22 protein-coding genes and 1 pseudogene are annotated in these 15,983 nt (G+C 63.5%); 12 read left to right on the top strand and 11 right to left on the bottom strand.

Translation table 11 applies throughout. The features are described 5' to 3' along the window. Nucleotides 1–13: 13 nt before the first annotated feature. Entirely contained in the window at nt 14–442 is a 429-nt protein-coding gene (locus MESS2_RS04505) for a DUF6481 family protein (protein ID WP_008872901.1), read from the top strand. Nucleotides 443–521: 79 nt separating this feature from the next. Here MESS2_RS04505 and sugE read toward each other — a convergent pair whose 3' ends face one another. Both sugE and MESS2_RS33800 read right to left on the bottom strand, forming a co-directional pair. Continuing rightward, the gene (sugE, locus tag MESS2_RS04500) at nt 522–836 is read right to left on the bottom strand and encodes a quaternary ammonium compound efflux SMR transporter SugE (RefSeq protein ID WP_008872900.1); all 315 of its coding nucleotides are present in this window, start codon (nt 834–836) and stop codon (nt 522–524) included. A gap of 231 nt (nt 837–1,067) precedes the next feature. Then, nucleotides 1,068–1,193, bottom strand: coding sequence for a hypothetical protein (locus MESS2_RS33800; protein ID WP_008872899.1), 126 nt, complete (start codon nt 1,191–1,193; stop codon nt 1,068–1,070). Nucleotides 1,194–1,405: 212 nt separating this feature from the next. Between MESS2_RS33800 and MESS2_RS04495 the strand changes: the two genes are divergently transcribed. From MESS2_RS04495 to MESS2_RS04485, 3 genes and pseudogenes are all read left to right on the top strand, one after another. Next, entirely contained in the window at nt 1,406–2,215 is an 810-nt protein-coding gene (locus MESS2_RS04495; RefSeq protein ID WP_040592090.1) for a transglutaminase-like domain-containing protein, read from the top strand. Nucleotides 2,216–2,324: 109 nt separating this feature from the next. Then, nucleotides 2,325–2,585, top strand: a pseudogene (locus MESS2_RS04490) (cation diffusion facilitator family transporter); the annotation flags it as partial. Between the two features lie 70 nt (nt 2,586–2,655). After that, on the top strand, nt 2,656–3,060 hold the full coding sequence (locus MESS2_RS04485; protein WP_008872896.1) for a GFA family protein: 405 nt from the start codon (nt 2,656–2,658) through the stop codon (nt 3,058–3,060). 22 nt (nt 3,061–3,082) lie between these two features. Here the strand turns inward: MESS2_RS04485 and MESS2_RS04480 are convergent, their stop codons facing one another. Then, nucleotides 3,083–4,339 (bottom strand): DNA recombination protein RmuC, encoded by a 1,257-nt coding sequence (locus MESS2_RS04480; protein ID WP_008872895.1) that lies wholly within the window; start codon nt 4,337–4,339, stop codon nt 3,083–3,085. 122 nt (nt 4,340–4,461) lie between these two features. Between MESS2_RS04480 and def the strand changes: the two genes are divergently transcribed. The 5 genes from def to truA all read left to right on the top strand — a co-directional run bounded on the left by def (nt 4,462) and on the right by truA (nt 7,724). Further along, a complete protein-coding gene (def, locus tag MESS2_RS04475) occupies nt 4,462–5,007 on the top strand; it encodes a peptide deformylase (protein WP_008872894.1) in 546 nt (181 codons plus the stop codon). Between the two features lie 139 nt (nt 5,008–5,146). Then, the gene (locus MESS2_RS04470) at nt 5,147–5,455 is read left to right on the top strand and encodes a hypothetical protein (protein ID WP_008872893.1); all 309 of its coding nucleotides are present in this window, start codon (nt 5,147–5,149) and stop codon (nt 5,453–5,455) included. A gap of 43 nt (nt 5,456–5,498) precedes the next feature. Further along, nucleotides 5,499–6,428 (top strand): methionyl-tRNA formyltransferase, encoded by a 930-nt coding sequence (gene fmt, locus MESS2_RS04465; RefSeq protein WP_209436079.1) that lies wholly within the window; start codon nt 5,499–5,501, stop codon nt 6,426–6,428. Next, nucleotides 6,425–6,931, top strand: coding sequence for a GNAT family N-acetyltransferase (locus MESS2_RS04460; protein ID WP_008872891.1), 507 nt, complete (start codon nt 6,425–6,427; stop codon nt 6,929–6,931). Before fmt ends, MESS2_RS04460 begins: the two co-directional genes overlap by 4 nt. Nucleotides 6,932–6,953: 22 nt before the next feature. Further along, the gene (gene truA, locus MESS2_RS04455) at nt 6,954–7,724 is read left to right on the top strand and encodes a tRNA pseudouridine(38-40) synthase TruA (RefSeq protein ID WP_008872890.1); all 771 of its coding nucleotides are present in this window, start codon (nt 6,954–6,956) and stop codon (nt 7,722–7,724) included. A gap of 9 nt (nt 7,725–7,733) precedes the next feature. Here truA and MESS2_RS04450 read toward each other — a convergent pair whose 3' ends face one another. The 4 genes from MESS2_RS04450 to dapE all read right to left on the bottom strand — a co-directional run bounded on the left by MESS2_RS04450 (nt 7,734) and on the right by dapE (nt 10,227). Next, the gene (locus MESS2_RS04450) at nt 7,734–8,030 is read right to left on the bottom strand and encodes a type II toxin-antitoxin system RelE/ParE family toxin (RefSeq protein ID WP_008872889.1); all 297 of its coding nucleotides are present in this window, start codon (nt 8,028–8,030) and stop codon (nt 7,734–7,736) included. Between the two features lie 18 nt (nt 8,031–8,048). Continuing rightward, a complete protein-coding gene (locus MESS2_RS04445) occupies nt 8,049–8,330 on the bottom strand; it encodes a type II toxin-antitoxin system ParD family antitoxin (protein WP_008872888.1) in 282 nt (93 codons plus the stop codon). A gap of 101 nt (nt 8,331–8,431) precedes the next feature. After that, nucleotides 8,432–9,025, bottom strand: a complete 594-nt coding sequence (locus MESS2_RS04440) for a hypothetical protein (RefSeq protein ID WP_008872887.1) — start codon at nt 9,023–9,025, stop codon at nt 8,432–8,434. Nucleotides 9,026–9,027: 2 nt separating this feature from the next. Next, complete coding sequence (gene dapE, locus MESS2_RS04435; RefSeq protein ID WP_008872886.1) at nt 9,028–10,227, bottom strand: succinyl-diaminopimelate desuccinylase; 1,200 nt, start codon at nt 10,225–10,227, stop codon at nt 9,028–9,030. A gap of 129 nt (nt 10,228–10,356) precedes the next feature. Here dapE and MESS2_RS34075 point away from each other — a divergent pair, with 129 nt between their 5' ends. Together MESS2_RS34075 and MESS2_RS04430 are read left to right on the top strand one after the other, a co-directional pair. Then, a complete protein-coding gene (locus MESS2_RS34075; RefSeq protein WP_008872885.1) occupies nt 10,357–10,539 on the top strand; it encodes a 2-dehydropantoate 2-reductase N-terminal domain-containing protein in 183 nt (60 codons plus the stop codon). After that, entirely contained in the window at nt 10,485–11,399 is a 915-nt protein-coding gene (locus tag MESS2_RS04430; protein WP_425277745.1) for a 2-dehydropantoate 2-reductase, read from the top strand. Before MESS2_RS34075 ends, MESS2_RS04430 begins: the two co-directional genes overlap by 55 nt. 3 nt (nt 11,400–11,402) lie before the next feature. Here MESS2_RS04430 and MESS2_RS04425 read toward each other — a convergent pair whose 3' ends face one another. The 4 genes from MESS2_RS04425 to dapD form a co-directional block, all read right to left on the bottom strand. Further along, nucleotides 11,403–12,410, bottom strand: a complete 1,008-nt coding sequence (locus tag MESS2_RS04425) for a GGDEF domain-containing protein (RefSeq protein WP_008872883.1) — start codon at nt 12,408–12,410, stop codon at nt 11,403–11,405. 246 nt (nt 12,411–12,656) lie between these two features. After that, nucleotides 12,657–13,400 (bottom strand): hypothetical protein, encoded by a 744-nt coding sequence (locus MESS2_RS04420; protein ID WP_008872882.1) that lies wholly within the window; start codon nt 13,398–13,400, stop codon nt 12,657–12,659. 38 nt (nt 13,401–13,438) lie between these two features. Beyond that, nucleotides 13,439–13,816 (bottom strand): DUF805 domain-containing protein, encoded by a 378-nt coding sequence (locus MESS2_RS04415; protein WP_008872881.1) that lies wholly within the window; start codon nt 13,814–13,816, stop codon nt 13,439–13,441. 237 nt (nt 13,817–14,053) lie between these two features. Further along, nucleotides 14,054–14,908, bottom strand: a complete 855-nt coding sequence (gene dapD / locus MESS2_RS04410; RefSeq protein WP_008872880.1) for a 2,3,4,5-tetrahydropyridine-2,6-dicarboxylate N-succinyltransferase — start codon at nt 14,906–14,908, stop codon at nt 14,054–14,056. A gap of 235 nt (nt 14,909–15,143) precedes the next feature. On the opposite strand from dapD, the gene MESS2_RS04405 reads away from it, so the two are divergent. Beyond that, nucleotides 15,144–15,983 carry an LOG family protein gene (locus tag MESS2_RS04405; protein WP_083918360.1) on the top strand — a complete coding sequence of 280 codons (840 nt, stop codon included), beginning with the start codon at nt 15,144–15,146 and terminating at the stop codon, nt 15,981–15,983.

The following is a 15,983-nucleotide window of genomic DNA, read 5'->3' as shown; positions in this document are numbered from 1 at the left end:
CAGGGAAGTGGAATTGGCTATCTACAGGGAAAAAGACATTTTCGAGCGGCGCAATGCCGCAAACGAGGCAAAGAAGGCGCTTCTGGAGCGCTTCAAGTCAAAGCCGGCAGCAGACGATCCAGCGGTGCTGGCACGGCAGGCCGAACGCAAGGCAATCCTCGAGGCGCGTGCGATACGCGAGGCTGAAAAGGCCAGGCTGAGGCAGGAAAAGCTGGCGCGCGAAGCGGCCGAAAAGGCCGAGCGCGAGGCGGCCGCCGAAGCGGCGCGTATCGCCGCGGAAGAGGCAGCGCAGGCCGAGGCCAAGATTCGGGAAGCCGAAGAGAACGAGCGTATCGCTCGTCTGCTTGCCGACGAGGCCGAACGCAAGGCCAAGCGCGACGCGCGTTATGCGGCGCGCAAGCAGCGCACCGGCCGGACGCCTCCGGGCTTCTCCGCCCGCTAGCGTCCAAAACGCCACTGGCACAATCACAATCAGGGTCGCCCCACAGCGGCCCTGAAGGCGTTTGTCCTGAGTTTGAAAGTCAGGCCGCCAGTTTCAGCCCCATAATGCCGCAGACGATCAGCGCGATACAACCCAACCGGACCGCCGTCGCCGGCTCGCCAAGCAGCCAGATGCCAAGCAGCGCGGTGCCGACCGTGCCGATGCCGGTCCATACCGCATAGGCCGTGCCGACCGGCAATGTCTTCAGCGCCAGGCCGAGCAAGCCCAGGCTGACGATCATCGAGGCGACGGTCAGGATGGTCGGCAGCGGCTTCGAGAAGCCATCGGTGTATTTGAGGCCGATCGCCCAGCCGATCTCGAACAGGCCGGCGAAAAACAGAAAAACCCACGACATCGGGTACGCTCCGTTCGGTGCGTGTCGCCCAAAAGTTTGTGGCGGTTTTGGGATAACGACTCGCACAAAGCAACACTTGATGGCGGGTCGTCCCGGCCGATTGTTGGGGGAAGGCGCGAGGTCGTCCTCGCAGCTTCGATATGGGGAGCTTCGCCCGTCCAATCAACAAAACGCCGGCAGCATTTGTTCATGCCGCCGGTTTGAAATCCGCGCCAAAACGGATTGGCCGGCCTACTTGTCCTTGAGCCTCGTCGCCTTGACCGGCGGCGCCTTGAGCACCGGGGCCGCGGCTGGCTTCTTCGCGTCCTTCTTCGGCTTGCGGGCTTCCTTGCCCGCCTTCATCGCACCTTTAGCCATGATTCGTTCCTCCAATGGTGGCGGGCGAAGTGAAACAAGAGATTGGCCCGACCGCAAGAGGCTGTTGCATCCCGGTGCGCCAGTTGAGGGGCTGTCAACGCCTTTTCTATTTTCCTCGTCAACGGTTTCGGTCCATGCCATGGTCTTCTTTGCACTGCGGCATCAATCCGGCTTTCTCCGGATGACGATCAGGCAGGCCGGTCAGGACCACAATGCGAATCCACCTCGGCTGCGAGATGAGCTTCGACTTCCCGCAGGAAACGCCGCTGATCGCGATGCTCAATGTCCACTATTCCAGGGCATCCGATCTCGAACGGCCGGATTTCCTGATCTCCAGCCCACCGGTTCCGATCGAAAGTTACCGCGACAGCTTCGGCAACTGGTGCAATCGTCTCGTCGCGCCGCCGGGACGCTTTTCATTCGGCACCGACGCGGTGATCCGCGACCCTGGCACTTTCGAGATCGGCGACCTGATGGCCTGGCAGCACGAGGTGCGCGACCTGCCCTCGGACACGCTGCTGTTCCTGCTGACTAGCCGCTATTGCGAAAGCGACGTGCTGGCGAATGAGGCGTGGCGGCTGTTTGGCCACACGCCCCTTGGTATCCCGCGCGTGCAAGCGGTCTGCGACTTCGTCCACAACCACATCGTCTTCAACTACGGCAATGCACGGCCGACGCGCACCGCGGCCGAAGCCTATCGTGAGCAGAGCGGCGTCTGCCGCGACTTTGCCCACCTCGCCGTCGCCTTCTGCCGGGCGCTCAACATCCCGACCCGCTACTGCACCGGCTACATCAGCGACATCGGCCTGCCGAAGCCGTGGGCGAGCATGGATTTCTGCGCCTGGATGGAGGTCTATCTCGGCGGCCGCTGGCACGCCTTCGATCCGCGCAACAATGCTCCACGCATCGGCCGCATCCTGATCGCTTCCGGCCGTGATGCAGCCGATGTGCCGCTCACCCATATTTTCGGGCCGGGCACGCTTGCCGGCTTCAGAGTGTGGACCGACGAAGTCGTGGAGTAGGCGTCGGTTAGAGCAACCTTGAACGACTTGATGGCTCGCGCGTTGTGAATGGCTGTGGAGCTCCGGTGGGTTGACCGCTAAGCTCGGGCATCGAACGGGACAACACACCATGGCGGCGCATGGCGGATCGAAAAAGGTCATCTACGCGGCGCTTGCCGGCAATCTGGCGATCGCGCTGACCAAATTCGCCGCCGCCTTCTTCACCGGCAGCTCGGCGATGCTGTCGGAAGATGTGCACTCGTTGGTCGACACCGGCAATGGCGGCCTGCTGCTCTACGGCATGCACCGCGCCGCCCGCCCGCCAGACCGCACGCATCCGCTCGGCCATGGCCGCGAACCCTATTTCTGGAGCTTCATCGTCGCGAAGCTCTGGATTAGTGCCGTGCTGTTGCCTCGCGGCCTTGCCCCGCTAGGATTAAAAGGACTTTGGAGGAACGAAGATGAAAATCGACGGCGGCTGCCATTGCGGAGCCATCACCTATGAGGCGGAGGTCGACCCGGAAAAGACCTCAATCTGCCACTGCACGGATTGTCAGCAACTGACCGGCACCGCCTTTCGCGTGTCGGTGCGGGTGCCAGAGGAGGATTACAGAATCACCAAAGGCACGCCGAAGGTCTACATCAAGACCGGGGCGAGCGGCGCCAAGCGGGCGCAGGGCTTCTGCGGCGAGTGCGGCTCGCATCTTTACGCGACATCGGTCGGCGATGGGCCGAAGGTCTACGGCATCAGGGTCGGCACGGCGCGCCAGCGTGAACAACTGGTACCGAGAGCCCAGTATTGGCATCGCTCGGCGCTGCACTGGCTGCCGGAATTCGAAGGCACGAGGATCGTGGAAGAGCAGTAGCGCTGCATTCGGCCCGGCGCGTTCAGTCGTCGCCCTCGACAACCCTCAGCCTCAATTGACCGGTCTTGGAGTCGGCAACGCGCGCGCCCGTTTCGGCCTTTGCGGAGCCATGCGGGTTCTCCGCAACGCCCTCACCCGCTCCAAACTCCAGCGCTTCGATCTTCTGGCCGCGTTTGGTCACCTTCGAGGTCGAGACCAGGATATCGTCGATGTCCTTGGTCGCCTGGCCGAAATGCGTCTGCAACCGGCGCACCCGGTCGTCGACGCGCGCAACGTCGTCCATCAGCCGGACGACTTCGCCCTGGATCAGATGCGCCTGCTCGCGCATGCGGGCGTCCTTGAGGATCGCCTGGATGACCTGGATCGACAGCATCAGCAATGACGGCGAGACGATGATGATGCGGGACCGGTGGGAGCGCTGCACCACCGCCTCGAAATTCTCATGGATCTCGGCGAACACCGATTCCGACGGCACGAACATGAAGGCGATGTCCTGGGTCTCGCCCTGGATCAGATACTTCTCGGCGATATCGCGAACATGCACCTCGACATCTCGGCGGAAGGCCTGGGCCGCCGCCTTCTGCAAATCGGCGCCCTCGGCGGCGCGGATGGCGTTCCAGGCTTCGAGCGGAAACTTGGCGTCGATGGCAAGCGCCGGCGCGCCGTTCGGCATCCTCACCAGGCAGTCGGGCCGGCTGCCATTCGACAAGGTCGACTGGAACTCATAGGCGCCATGCGGCAGGCCGTCGGCGACGATCGCCTCCATGCGCGACTGGCCGAAAGCGCCGCGCGTCTGCTTGTTGGAAAGGATCGCCTGCAGCTGCACGACCTGACCGGCAAGCGACTGGATATTGCCTTGCGCCGTATCGATGACCGCCAGCCGCTCCTGCAGTCTGGCAAGGCTCTCATGCGTCGATTTGGTCTGCTCGGTCATGGTCTGGCCGAGCCGGCCGGTCATCGCGTCAAGTCTTTGGCCGATCGACTGCGTCAGTTCGGCCTGCCGCGCCCCGAACACTTCGGCGATGGCGCCCATGCGGCCCTGCATCTCGGCCTGGCTTGCCAGGATGCCGGCCATCCGCGCCTCGGCGTCGCGGGCATGGTCGGCGGCTTCCGCGGCTGCCACCGCACGCGCCTTGGCCGACCGCCACAGCGCGACGACCAGCGCCAGGAACAGGCCAAGAAGCAGGACCGCGCCGAACGCCAGAGCGTGGCCGAGCGTGATCGTGGTGGCGCCGAGCCGGGCGACAGGTTCGGACAGGATTGATGTCAGGTCATTCATGCGGCCAGCATAGATGATTCGGTCCGCAGGCACAGATCAAAACGTGAACGAGTCCAAACCGCCCCGGTTGACGCTTTTCGCCCCGGTTGACGCTCTTCATATGACGTCTTAGGTGAGACGCCATGTCGATCAAGCCGCTCATCATTCTTCCCGATCCCGTTCTGCGCCAGGTTTCGAAACCCGTCGAGCGCGTCGACGCCTCTTTGCGTAAACTGACCGGCGACATGCTGGAGACCATGTACGACGCGCCCGGCATCGGTCTGGCGGCAATCCAGATTGGTGAGCCCCTACGCATGCTGGTGATCGATCTTGCCAAGGAGGACGAGACGCCGACGCCGCACGTCTTCATCAATCCGGAAATCCTCGAGAGCTCCGATCAGCGCTCGGTCTACGAGGAAGGCTGCCTGTCGATCCCCGATTACTATGCCGAGGTCGAGCGCCCCGCCGCCGTCCGCGTGAAATATCTCGATCGCGACGGCAAGCTGCAGGAGATCGAGGCCGAGGGGCTCATGGCGACCTGCCTGCAGCATGAAATCGACCATCTCAACGGCGTGCTGTTCATCGACCACATCTCGAAGCTGAAGCGCGACATGGTGGTGAAGAAGTTCAAGAAGCTCGCCAAGGACAAGATGTCGGGCAACAAGGCGCCCGGCAGGCTGGTGGGATAAGGCATCGTACGGGCAATCCGCGCGGAAGCCTATTCCAGACAAACGTCGGCAGGACGGAGGGTGTGTTCGCCAACCTTAAGAGATCTCCGCTTGGGTAAGGCGTCTCATAGCGATATCATCATATCAGATGGAGGCGCCGATGGCCGACATGCCGATCAGGGACATTCCCGAGCTCTTGAAGCGCGAGATCGAAAGGGCGACGCAGAAGGGTGGCCAGAGCCTGCCGGGCGAAGCGATCGATCTGTTGCGCAAAGGCGTGGTCACAGAAAGAGAAGCCAGGTTGGAACCGGGTCTTTCAGCGTGGGACGCGATTCGCTCGGCATTCGCCGCTGAAAACGCGATTGGGGACGAGTTCGCAAAGATAATGGACGAGATAGAGGCCGAACGGAAACCCGACTTCGACGGGCTTGACCTGAAGCTCGTAAACCCGTTTGAAGCGGGTGCCTGAGCCGACTTGACGGGGCAAAGGCCAGGATCAAGGAAAAATGCCCCTGCGCGTCATCTTCATGGGTACGCCCGAATTTTCCGTGCCGACGCTTCGGGCGATCACCGAGGCCGGGCACGAGATTATAGCTGTCTACACGCAGCCGCCGCGCGCCGCCGGCCGGCGCGGACTGGAACTGACGCCGTCGCCAGTGCAGCGCGAGGCCGAGCGGCTTGGCATCACGGTGAGGACGCCGGTGTCGCTGAAAGGCGAGGCCGAGCAGGACGCATTCCGTGCCTTGCAGGCCGACATCGCCGTGGTCGTCGCCTATGGATTGCTGTTGCCCAGACCCATTCTGGAGGCGCCGAGGCTCGGCTGCCTCAATGGTCACGCCTCGCTATTGCCGCGCTGGCGCGGCGCCGCCCCCATCCAGCGCGCCATCATGGCTGGCGATGCCGGGACAGGCATGATGGTGATGCGGATGGAGGAAGGCCTGGACACCGGCCCGGTGGCAATGGTTGAAAAATGCGCTATCGGACCCGATATGACGGCCGGCGACCTGCATGACCGGCTGATGGGCATGGGTGCGGCGCTGATGGTGGACGCGCTGGCGCGGCTGGAGACAAACACCCTGACATTTACCACGCAGGCGACAGAAGGGGTGACCTACGCCAAAAAGATCGATAAAGCGGAGACGCGCGTGGACTGGACGCGGCCTGCTGGCGAGGTCCACAACCATATTCGCGGCCTGTCGCCCTTTCCCGGCGCCTGGTGCGAGACCGGAATTGGCGGCCGCATGGAGCGGCTGAAACTGCTTCGCTCGACGCTTGTAGAAGGCGCCGGCGAGCCGGGAGGAATTCTCGACGACCGTCTGACGGTCGCCTGCGGGTCGGGCGCAATCAGGCTGGTCGAAGTTCAACGGGCGGGCGGAAGGCCCGCCGGCGCGCAGGAGTTTCTGCGCGGAGCCAAGTACGAAAAAGGAATGAAATTCTCATGAGCATGATGTCGATACGCGCGGCGACGCCGCGGGACCGCGAGGCTATCCGCCTCGTCGAGGAACATGCATTCGGTCAGCAGGCGGAAGCCGGGCTGGTCGACGCGCTGGTCACCGGCGGCGATGCCGTCGTCGAGCTGGTGGCGGACGAAGACGGGCAGGTGGTCGGCCATATCCTGTTTTCCAGGCTGTTCGTGCAGAATGGCGGCAAGAGCTTCCCCGCGGTGGCGTTGGCGCCTCTGGCGGTCGAACCGTCTTTCCATGGCACCGGCATCGGTGGCGCGTTGATCCGCGAGGCGCATATCCGCCTGAAGGACGCCGGCGAGACGCTGGCCGTGGTGCTCGGCGACCCGGCCTATTATGGGCGCTTCGGCTACAGCCATGCGCGCGCGCAAAACTTCGAGGGCGAATACCAGGGCGAGGCGCTGCAGGCGCTGGCCTGGGGCGAGGCGCCCGAGGCCGGCAAACTCGTCTACGCTTCGGCCTTCACCGCGCTTGCCGCTTAGGCAGGGCAAGTAATCATCAGGCATGCCGCGTTTTCGCCTCGATATCGAATATGACGGCAGTCTCTATGCCGGTTGGCAACGCCAGGCCGACCAGCCTTCTGTGCAGCAGGCGATCGAGCAGGCGATCGAGAAGTTCTGTGGCGAGGAGGTCTCGCTGCGCGGCGCCGGCCGCACCGACGCTGGCGTGCATGCGACCGGCCAGGTGGCGCATGTCGATCTGGCCAAGGAATGGCCCGACGACAAGGTGCGCGACGCCGTCAACGCCCATCTGCAGGCTGTCGGCGCGCGCATTGTCGTCCTGAAGGCGGCCGCCGTCGCCGATGGTTTCGACGCGCGTTTCTCGGCCACCGGCCGCCACTATCTCTACCGCATCCTCAACCGGCGCGCGCCGGCGGCGCTCGACAAGGGCATGATCTGGTGGGTGCCGAAGCGTCTCGACGCCGCCGCCATGCACGAGGCGGCGAAGGTGCTCCTGGGGCGGCATGACTTCACCACCTTCCGCTCGACCCAATGCCAGGCCGACAGCCCGGTACGGACGCTCGATCGGCTGGATGTCAGCCGCTCGGGCGACCTGATCGAAGTGAAGGCCTCGGCGCGCTCCTTCCTGCACAATCAGGTGCGCTCGATGGTCGGCTCGCTGAAACGCGTCGGCGAAGGCGGCTGGGCCATTGCCGACCTGAAGGCGGCGCTCGAAGCGCGCGACCGCGCCGCCTGCGGCCAGGTGGCGCCGCCCGACGGGCTTTTTCTCGTCGGTGTTGATTATCCGCCGCAGGCACCCGGAGAACGCGGCTAGATGCGCCGATCAACGAGCGTCGCTCTCAGCTAGATACTCCTGCCAATCGGCTCCGCCGTAGAACACACGCAAAATCACCACGCGCTCGGACTCTACGATGAAGGCGACGGTGACACGGCGTTCAAATCCGATGACGCGAGGCTCCGGCCGCACATCGTCACGGCGCGTGCCACGCTCGGAGCCGTATTCGAGGCGTTCGCAGAATGCTCTGATACGCTGATCGTACCTGTCTGCCGTGGTGCCGGTGCTTGCGTCCGCGATGACTGTCGTAAATCCGATCGAGATCGCCGCCTGCCTCCGGCGCATAAATGACAGCTCCTCGCTTCACGCATTCCTCTGCAGGCGGGCCGTGTGGCGCTTACGCGCCCGCTCAGTCATCTCCTCTGGCGAAATACCTCTACCAGGGTCTGCCTTCCAGGCGTCATAAGCCGGCGCGACTTCCTCGCGCAGCCAACGCTCCACGGCGGCATCGCGTTCTTGCAGGGCGCGAAGCCCGGCGCGAATGACTTCGCTGCTGGTTGCATAGGCGCCGGACTGAACAAGCTGGTCGATAAAAGCCGATTGCTCGGCCGGTAGGCTGAAGGTGCGTTTTTCAGTGGCGGACATGTTTCCTCCTATGAGGGTCGGTATGATATTATCATACTGACCGCGAAGATGCACCCAGGAATTCGGATAAATTCACCATCGCTTCGCGTCGCGCAAATGTCCTATTCCGGCGCGCTGATGCCGAGCAGTGCCTGCAGGCCGAACAGCACGGCCAGCGAGGCCACGAACATGCCGGCAAAGACAGCCGTACCGATGGCCGCGCCCCTGCCTATTGTCGCATTGGTCATCCGCCAGGTCAGCACCATCGACAGCGCAAACAAAAGCAGCGACACCAGTCCGGCCACTTCGTTGGTGGAGGACAGGAAAAGCCTGATCAGCGCCGACGGCAGCATCAACCAGGCGATGATGGCCGACGCCCAGTTGCTGGCGACCACATAGTGGACGAAGCGGCCGCCAATACCCGCGCGCGGCGCCACCAGGGCAAGGCCGACGAGCGGCAGCACCCAGGCGCCGACATCGACAGTCGCCAGGCGGATCAGCATGCTGAAGCGTCCTGCGAACGCATTGGGATCGCCGATTTCGCTGGCAATGCCGACCCAGCCGACGACCAGCGCCGGCGCAGCCACGAGGATGGCGAAGAAGGAATTCCAGAAACCGTCGGCCGAAAGGTCGAGCAGGCGCAGCCCGTCGGCCTTGCCGAGCATCAGCCGCCAGGCGCCGGTCAGCGAAGCATAGGTTTCATCTGACGAAAGCATGATCAGGGCAGGCCTCGTTCGAACCAGTCTTCGATGAAACGCCGATAGATCTGCGTCAGGGTCTCGAGGTCGGCAAGTGCGACGCGTTCGTCGACCATGTGCATGGTCTTGCCGACCAGCCCGAATTCGACCACCGGACAATAGTCCTTGATGAAGCGCGCATCGGAAGTGCCGCCGGAAGTGGAAAGCGCCGGCTTCCTGCCGGTCACCGCTTTGACCGAACCGCCGAGCGCCTCGACCAGCCGGTCGTCGCGGGTCAGGAAGACGTGGCTCGGCCTGTCGCGCCAGACGAGTTCGTAGTCGACCGGCGTCTTCTTGCCCGTCCGATATTTCTTGCGCTTCGCCGCCTGGTCGAGACGGTTGTGGATCTCCGCCTGGATCGTCTCGGCCGTCCATGTATCGTTGAAGCGGATGTTGAAGGTGGCGGTCGCTTTCGCCGGAATGACATTGGTGGCCGGATTGCCGACGTCGACGGAGGTGACCTCCAGGTTGGTCGGCTGGAAATCCGTTGTGCCCTTGTCGAAGACGGGATGCAGCAAGCCGTCGATCAGGCTCATCAGCCCGCGCACCGGGTTGTCGGCAAGCTGCGGATAGGCGGCGTGACCCTGCCGGCCGTTGACGATGACGCTGCCGGACAGCGAGCCGCGCCGACCGATCTTGATCATGTCGCCGAGCGCCTCGGGATTGGTCGGCTCGCCGACGATAGAGGCGTCCCATTTCTCGCCCTTGGCGGCCGCCCATTCGAGCAGCTTCGTCGTGCCGTTGATCGCCGGCCCTTCCTCGTCGCCGGTGATCAGCAGCGAGACCGAGCCTTTCGGGCCGCCCGTCTTGTCGATATGGCGCGCCACCGCGGCGATGAAACAGGCGATACCGCCCTTCATGTCGACGGCGCCGCGGCCATACATCTCACCCTTGGCGATCTCGGCGGCGAAAGGCGGATGCGTCCAGGAGGGTTCATCGCCAACCGGCACCACGTCGGTATGGCCGGCGAACATCAGATGCGGGCCGTTGCCGGAGCGCCGCGCATAAAGGTTCTCGATGTCCGGCGTGCCTGCTTCCGAAAACACCGGGCGCTCGACGGAAAAGCCGAGCGGCTTCAGCATGTCTTCCAGCGCGCTCAGCGCACCGCCCTCGGCGGGCGTCACGGAGGCGCAGCGGATGAGGGCGGCGAGATTTGCAGCGGGATCGGTCGGCAACGTCATGGGCAAAAGCGATAGTCGAAAGCGAAAGGCCTGTCACGGCCAGACATGAAGGTCAGCCCAATGGCCGACGATACCGCCGACATTATGGTTTTCATGTCGTATAGTTACAGGCCAAGGTGAGCTTATCGCATGACCAGGCAAGAAAAAACCATCGCCATTGCCGGCGCCGGCAGTATCGGCTGCTATGCCGGCGGCTGCCTGGCGCTCGCCGGGTGCAAGGTGATATTCTTCTGGCGCGGCCGCGCATCGAGGATGCGTTGCGCAAGGATGGCTTGCGGGTCAGCGACCTCGATGGCCGCGACCACTGCATAGCGCCGGAGGCGCTCACCGTCACCGCCGATCCGGCCGCCGCCTTGTCCGGCGCCGATATCGTCCTGGTGACGGTCAAGAGCGGTGCGACCGAAGATATGGCGGCGCTCATTGCCGCCCATGCCCGCCCGGATGCGATGGTGGTCAGCCTGCAGAACGGCGTCGGCAATGCCGAGAGGCTGCGGGCCGGGCTTGGCCAGCGGCGCGTGTTCGCCGGCATGGTGCCGTTCAACGTCATCCAGTCACCGGGCGGTGAATTGCCGCTTCGCGTGCATCGCGCCAGCGAAGGCAAGGTGATGATCGAGGCGGCGGCGACCGGCCTTGTCGACCTGCTGGATGTCGACGGGTTTGCCGTCACCACGCATGGCGATATGAAAGCGGTGCAGTGGGGCAAGCTGCTGATGAATCTGAACAATGCGCTGGTGGCGCTGTCAGGCCTGCCGCTGGCAACGGAACTTGCCGACCGCCGCCGGCGGTTGATCCTGGCCGGCCAGGTCGAAGAGGCATTGGTGGCGATGAAGGCGTCAGGCATCGAGCCGGCACGGATCGCCGGCTTGCGCCCGGCACCGCTGCCGAAGGTGCTCCGGCTGCCCGACTGGCTGTTCAAGGTCCTGGCGCGGCGCATGCTCGCAATCGATCCCGAGGCACGCTCGTCGATGTGGGACGATTTGCAGCACGGCCGGCCGACGGAGATCGGGGACTTGCAGGGTGCGATCATGGGCCTGGCCAACAAAATGGGCACGCCGGCGCCGCTGATAGAGCAGGTCACCGCGCTGGTGCGCAGGGCAGAGGAGGAAAAACATGGATCGCCCGGCTTGACACCGGACGCCATCATGCGGGCGAAGGCCGCCCAATCTCGGTGATCGTCAGTTTGCAGCCCGCGCATGCGCCCAGTACCGTCCCTTGCCGGTGCGTTTGGCTTCGTAGAGCGCGTGATCGGAGCAACTGAGAAGGATTTCCGGGTCGCTGCCGTCGACAGGCGCGAAGGCGCTGCCAATGCTCAATCCGATACGTATGGCGGTGCCGACGCCAAGATCGAAAGGCACCGAAATCTTCTCGATGGCGCGCTTTGCCAGATAGGTGGCCTCGATCTCGGATGTGCTGGCCAGCAGGATGACGAATTCGTCACCACCGATGCGGAAGACCACATCGCCCGGTCGAAAAGCGCGTTTCAGTCGTTCGGAAACCTTGCGCAGCAGCATGTCGCCGACCGCGTGGCCAAAGCGGTCATTGACCTGTTTGAAGCCATCAAGGTCCATGCTGAGAACGGCGAACGGCTTGCCGCCATTCGCCGCTGGCGCGGCCAGCTCGCCGCACATGTCGCGCAGTCTTTCCTGGAGGAAGATGCGATTTGGCAGGCCGGTCAGCGCGTCCTTGATCGCCAGATCGCGATTGTCCAGTTCGGCACGGATCATGCGCGCGTTGATCGCATGATTTTGAAGCAGCACGATGATCACGCCGGCCACGTAGAACGGCATTTGAATTCCGACGACGAACATTCCGGGCGCCGGCGAAAACAGCGCACCGGCCACGTAGGGAAGGCTTACGACCAGCATCACGAATATGGCATAGCGTGGGGTCGCGGCGTTGCGTGACGACACCACGCCGACGACGCCTGCGACATTCAAGGCGGCTAGCACGGCCAGTGCCATGTGCCCGCTGGCGATGCAGCCATAGCAGCCGAGGCCGAAAATGATCGACCATGCGCCGCCGGCGGCCATGAGGGCTGCCAGCGGTCCCTTTGCCCCGCGCCGGCGCGCCTGCTCGCATTGCCGCATCAACAGGAAGCGGATGGCAAAGAGGATTAGGTCGGCCGCGATCCAGGCGTAAGGCCACCAGGCGCCGGTGGCGACAGCGGCGCTGACCGCCAGCACCAGGACGCTGATGGTGCCGAACAGGACGGCGAATTTGCGGTCGAAGGTGGTGTCGAGAAGCCGCGCACTGACAATTTCCGGTTCGGCTCTGATCGGTGAGGAAAACCAGGCGAACAGCCGGGCGCCGACGCTTCGCCCGTCGCGCGTCTTCGGATTGGTCAGGGGTCCGTCGTGTGCCAGTCGAGCGCTCCGTGCCGGTCGACACAGTCTCCACGGGCATGCTGGGCCAGGCTGATTAAGATTCGCTTAGAGTTTCCGTTCCACGCGGCCGGAACGTGACCGCTGCTTCGCGGAAGCGCTTTCGATCAAGGTGATCTTCTGCCAGATCTTTCGCGACAGGTTGGAAGCCAGGTTCTCGATGTCGTTGATGCCGTTGATCACCACATCATCGTTCACCGACTGGGCAAAGAGCGCGGCGATCTTGCCGGTGATCGACAGCATTTCGGAGCAGTAATCGAGATACCGGGCAAGGTCGGCGGCGTTGGTGATGCGGGCAGGTGAATGCGCCGTCGGCTTGAAATGGGTTGAAAGGGCGGCCGGATCCTTGGTGAGCTGATGCATGTCGATGACATGGATCAGCGATCGCAAGCCATGCAGCTCGCGAAACACGCGCTTGCGTTTGATGCGCTCCTCGCTGCGGACCAAGGTCAGGAAGCCGAGCGCCGCGAGGAGGATCATGTTGACCGAGGATTCGATGCCTTGCACCGACTGGATGGCGTCGTGGGTTCCCGAGATGCGGCCGAGCGGCAGGATGGTGCCGACGAACAGGAACATCAGTGCGCCGATGACAATGGCGGCGGCAATGACGGCGCGCAGCCACCAGATCGGCGCTTCCAGGGCCTTCGCCGACCTCGCCAGGTCGCGCGACAGCGACACGAGTTCGGCGGCGACGCCACGCAGGCCTGCCTCGGGAAACCGCTCAGTAACGCGCTCTTCCAGCCGCTCGGCGGTTTCGATGATCAGTTTCGAATCAAGCGTGCGGTAGCGCATGGCGAGAGACTCGATCGATATTCAGGTTTCGGCGATCTTCAGGGTTCGGCGGGTGAATTGGTGCGTTTGCCATAGCGGTTGGGTCCCGGCTGCCCGGGAAACAGGCAGAGCACGAGGAACGCGACGATCGAGACAACAGGCACGAACAGCACCAGCGCCGCTACCCCCGGCTTATCGAGGTCGTGCAGCCGCTTCACCGCCAATGCCACGTTCGACCAGAGCGAGGCGATGAAGGCGATGAAGAATATGAACGACCACATGTTGCTCTCCGTCGTGCCTTCCGGCACCAACGTGAAGCGATAAAGCGGGAAGGCCTGGATGATGGCCACAAGCAATCCGCCAAGAAAATAGGCCGCGCGGCTGAGGCGCCCCGATATTCTGAAGAAAAGCCAAATGAGATCTGATCTGTCAGGCAAGTGGGTCCGGTCCGTATTGGTTAGAGCAATTCCAGGAAAAGTGTGAAACGGTATTCCCGGGAAAGGCGCGTAGCGCTTTCCCTTGGGAATTGCGCAAAAACAAAGAGATGGGGCGGTTCGGCGTTTCCCTGAAACGGTAAACCGCTCTGGTGCCTTGCCGCCTTCGAGGATGCCAGGCCAGCAGCAAGCGCGACGGATTGTCGCGCCGGCGGAAGGTGCGTCCGTTTGTGACAAAGATCAATCGCGCAGCAATTCGTTAATCGAGGTTTTCGAACGGGTCCTGGCGTCGACACGCTTGACGATGACGGCGCAATAGAGGCTGGGGCCGGGCTCGTTGTTTGGAAAGGGCTTGCCCGGCAGCGAACCGGCGACGACGACGGAATTGGCCGGCACCTCGCCGTAGAAGATCTCGCCGGTGGCGCGGTCGACGATCTTGGTCGACTGGCCGATGAAGACGCCCATGCCGAGCACCGAGCCTTCGCGAACGATACAGCCCTCGACCACTTCGGAGCGCGCGCCGATGAAGCAATTGTCCTCGATGATGGTTGGACCGGCCTGCATCGGCTCCAGCACGCCGCCGATGCCGACGCCGCCCGACAGATGCACGTTCTTGCCGATCTGGGCGCAGGAGCCGACCCCGACCCAGGTGTCGATCATGGTGCCGGTATCGATATAGGCGCCGACATTGACGAAGGACGGCATCAGCACCGCGCCCGGCGCGACATAGGCCGAGCGGCGCACGATCGACGACGGCACGGCGCGAAAGCCCGCCTTCTCGAAATCGACGGCACCCCAGCCGTCGAACTTCGACGGCACCTTGTCCCACCAGGCCGCCTGGCCGGGGCCGCCCTTGATGATCTCCATCGGATTGAGCCGGAAGGACAACAGCACCGCCTTCTTCAGCCACTGGTTGACATGCCACTTGCCATCGGCCTGGCGCTCGGCGACGCGGGCGGCGCCGCGGTCGAGCAGGTCGAGCGCCGACTGGATGGCGTCGCGCGTCTCGCCGCGGGTCGCGGTCGAAATCGTGTCGCGCTCCTCGAAGGCCTTCTCGATGGTCTTTTCGAGGCTCGCCAAATCCGGCTTCGACATGAATTCGCTCCATTACCACGCTGTTAAGGGGCCACGCCTTAACCTGTTTTGAAAGTCGCGCGGACCCTAAACAGACTTCGCTAGCTTCGTCTGCTTAGGTCTTTGCTTCTCGCAGGTTCTTGTCGCAAAACCGTGGGACACTTTTGCGGAACCTGCTTAAGTGAAGGCTTCATGAGGGTCAATCGCGGCTGCGTCATGGGACGGCGCAAGTGAAGAGTTGGACGGGTAGAACAATATGAATCCTATGGAAAAGGCGGGATGGACGCCGCTGCCGCATTCGGACGAGGATCTGCAGCGGTCGAAAAGCGTGCCGGACACGCCGCAGACGCGCGCCGATACCTACCGGCTGGCCTGGAACGACCCCGATTTCATGACGCGACGCGAATTGCGCGCGGTCAGGTTGCAGCTTGAACTGTTGAAGCCGGAGATGATCCTGGCCGAACGCGGCATCCGCTCGACCGTCATCCTGTTCGGCGGCGCGCGCATTCCCGAGCCCGGCGGCGAAGCCTGGGCGGCCAAGAACGAGACGCAGAAGAAGAACCTCGAGAAAAACAGCAAATATTATGAGGAGGCGCGCAAGTTTGCCCGTCTCTGCTCGCAGCAGTCGGCCGCTTCCTATTATCGCGAATTCGTCGTGGTGACCGGCGGCGGGCCGGGCGTCATGGAAGCCGGCAACCGCGGCGCCGACGATGTCGGCGCGCCGTCGATCGGCCTCAACATCGTGTTGCCGCACGAGCAGGCGCCGAATGCCTATGTGACGCCCGAGCTCTGCTTCAACTTCCACTATTTCGCGGTCCGCAAGATGCATTTCGTCATGCGTGCCAAGGCGGTTGCGGTGTTCCCGGGCGGCTTCGGCACGATGGACGAATTCTTCGAGACGCTGACCCTGATCCAGACCGGCCGCATGGAGCGCGTGCCGGTGATCCTGTTCGGCAAGGCCTTCTGGAAAAAGGCCATCGACCTTGATTTCCTCGCCGAGCAGGGCACCATCACCCCAGGCGATCAGGACATCATCGATTTCGTCGATACCGCCGACGAGGCCTGGGGGATTATCAGCCGCTTCTACAAGCTCTGA

Source organism: Mesorhizobium metallidurans STM 2683, assembly GCF_000350085.1.
Lineage (GTDB): Bacteria > Pseudomonadota > Alphaproteobacteria > Rhizobiales > Rhizobiaceae > Mesorhizobium > Mesorhizobium metallidurans.
The sequence above is the reverse complement of the archived record's forward strand: the minus strand, read 5'-3'. Positions and strand labels throughout refer to the sequence as shown.

What these genes read in the sequence shown, in the direction of transcription:
- sugE (WP_008872900.1), bottom strand. Translation starts at nt 836, where the DNA reads ATGTCGTGGGTTTTTCTGTTTTTCGCCGGCCTGTTCGAGATCGGCTGG.
- MESS2_RS33800 (WP_008872899.1), bottom strand. Translation starts at nt 1,193, where the DNA reads ATGGCTAAAGGTGCGATGAAGGCGGGCAAGGAAGCCCGCAAGCCGAAG.
- MESS2_RS04495 (WP_040592090.1), top strand. Translation starts at nt 1,406, where the DNA reads ATGCGAATCCACCTCGGCTGCGAGATGAGCTTCGACTTCCCGCAGGAA.
- MESS2_RS04485 (WP_008872896.1), top strand. Translation starts at nt 2,656, where the DNA reads ATGAAAATCGACGGCGGCTGCCATTGCGGAGCCATCACCTATGAGGCG.
- MESS2_RS04480 (WP_008872895.1), bottom strand. Translation starts at nt 4,339, where the DNA reads ATGAATGACCTGACATCAATCCTGTCCGAACCTGTCGCCCGGCTCGGC.
- def (WP_008872894.1), top strand. Translation starts at nt 4,462, where the DNA reads ATGTCGATCAAGCCGCTCATCATTCTTCCCGATCCCGTTCTGCGCCAG.
- MESS2_RS04470 (WP_008872893.1), top strand. Translation starts at nt 5,147, where the DNA reads ATGGCCGACATGCCGATCAGGGACATTCCCGAGCTCTTGAAGCGCGAG.
- MESS2_RS04460 (WP_008872891.1), top strand. Translation starts at nt 6,425, where the DNA reads ATGAGCATGATGTCGATACGCGCGGCGACGCCGCGGGACCGCGAGGCT.
- truA (WP_008872890.1), top strand. Translation starts at nt 6,954, where the DNA reads ATGCCGCGTTTTCGCCTCGATATCGAATATGACGGCAGTCTCTATGCC.
- MESS2_RS04450 (WP_008872889.1), bottom strand. Translation starts at nt 8,030, where the DNA reads ATGCGCCGGAGGCAGGCGGCGATCTCGATCGGATTTACGACAGTCATC.
- MESS2_RS04445 (WP_008872888.1), bottom strand. Translation starts at nt 8,330, where the DNA reads ATGTCCGCCACTGAAAAACGCACCTTCAGCCTACCGGCCGAGCAATCG.
- MESS2_RS04440 (WP_008872887.1), bottom strand. Translation starts at nt 9,025, where the DNA reads ATGCTTTCGTCAGATGAAACCTATGCTTCGCTGACCGGCGCCTGGCGG.
- dapE (WP_008872886.1), bottom strand. Translation starts at nt 10,227, where the DNA reads ATGACGTTGCCGACCGATCCCGCTGCAAATCTCGCCGCCCTCATCCGC.
- MESS2_RS34075 (WP_008872885.1), top strand. Translation starts at nt 10,357, where the DNA reads ATGACCAGGCAAGAAAAAACCATCGCCATTGCCGGCGCCGGCAGTATC.
- MESS2_RS04420 (WP_008872882.1), bottom strand. Translation starts at nt 13,400, where the DNA reads ATGCGCTACCGCACGCTTGATTCGAAACTGATCATCGAAACCGCCGAG.
- dapD (WP_008872880.1), bottom strand. Translation starts at nt 14,908, where the DNA reads ATGTCGAAGCCGGATTTGGCGAGCCTCGAAAAGACCATCGAGAAGGCC.
- MESS2_RS04405 (WP_083918360.1), top strand. Translation starts at nt 15,144, where the DNA reads ATGAATCCTATGGAAAAGGCGGGATGGACGCCGCTGCCGCATTCGGAC.